We start from the raw sequence: 1,082 nt of genomic DNA on the forward strand, positions 1-1,082 counted from the left end.
GCCCAACAGCAGCACCGCCATCGCGCCGCCGGCAATCAGCGCCAGCATCGCGTTGTCGCCGGCCGGCGCGGTAGCCGGCACCAGCACGCGCGCGGCCAGCAGCTGGCGAGCGATCTCGGCACGCAGGGCGCCGCGCCGGCGCGCCGGGTCGGCCCCGGCGGCTTGCACGGCAGCGTCCACCGCGGCGGCGTCCAGCCCGCCCAACAGCTCGGCCGCGCAGGCGTCGAGCCCATTGGGCACGCCATCGGCCAGCCGCCAGCGCGGATGGCGCAACACGGCTTCCAGGGCCGCTTGGAGCTCGCTGTATGCAGGCATGCCGGTCTCCCTTCGCTTCTTGTCGGATGCAGGGCAGCTTGGACAGGGCGGCGGGCCGCGGGATTGCGGTGCGTCAAGCGCGCGACCGGCTTGCGGGCTGGCGGGTGACGCGGGCGTGACAGGCGTCACGCGCGGGACGTGCCGCTTCGCGCCTGCGCCGTACCGGCCGTGCGCGCCCGGGAATGCGGATGGGGTGCGCCGCTGTCCGGGGAAAACGTAACGGTCGCCGCACAGGGCTGTAGGCCGAAGAAAAACCGCCGTCATCCCGGCGAAGGCCGGGATCCACGTGCACCAAGGTGCTGGTGTAAAGCCTGTTGGCACGCTGCGGTGCACAACGGGGCGACATCTCGGTGCTCGTGGATTCCGGCCTTCGCCGGAATGACGACCTTTTTTTCTTGCGGCCTGCACTCGTGGTGCTTGATTGAGCAGCATGCCCGCCACGGTTACGTTTTCCCTGGACAGCAGTGCGCCTTCGCGGGCATGACGAAGCGGGGTGCGAAGCGCCTGGGCTCACAGGCTGCCAACGAAAACCAACTTGCCCCGGACAGCCCTGGGCCCGCGCGGCATCGCGCGGCTTCGTGGGCAGGGCTTGCGGCCAGCGCGCCGCGCCGAAGTCAGTCGGCTGGCGGCGAGGGCGGCAGCGCCGTTGGTGCCGGCTCCTCCAGCGCCCGCAGCTTGCGGTACAGCGAGCGCTCGCTGATGCCCAGCCGCCGCGCCAGCTCCGCACGGCTGCCGCGGTGCTCGGCCAGCAGCGCCGCCAGCGCCTG

General features: G+C 72.4%; 2 protein-coding genes. Both read right to left on the reverse strand.

The annotated features are described in order from the left end of the window. On the reverse strand, window positions 1–315 hold a 315-nt coding region (locus SM757_RS34895; RefSeq protein WP_322468850.1), incomplete at its 3' end, for a hypothetical protein. A 614-nt stretch (window positions 316–929) separates the two neighbouring features. Continuing rightward, the gene (locus SM757_RS34900; protein WP_322468851.1) at window positions 930–1,076 is read right to left on the reverse strand and encodes a helix-turn-helix domain-containing protein; all 147 of its coding nucleotides are present in this window, start codon (window positions 1,074–1,076) and stop codon (window positions 930–932) included. Window positions 1,077–1,082: the final 6 nt, after the last annotated feature.

The sequence above is a fragment of the Azohydromonas lata genome, assembly GCF_034427735.1.
Taxonomy (GTDB): Bacteria; Pseudomonadota; Gammaproteobacteria; order Burkholderiales; family Burkholderiaceae_C; genus Azohydromonas; species Azohydromonas lata.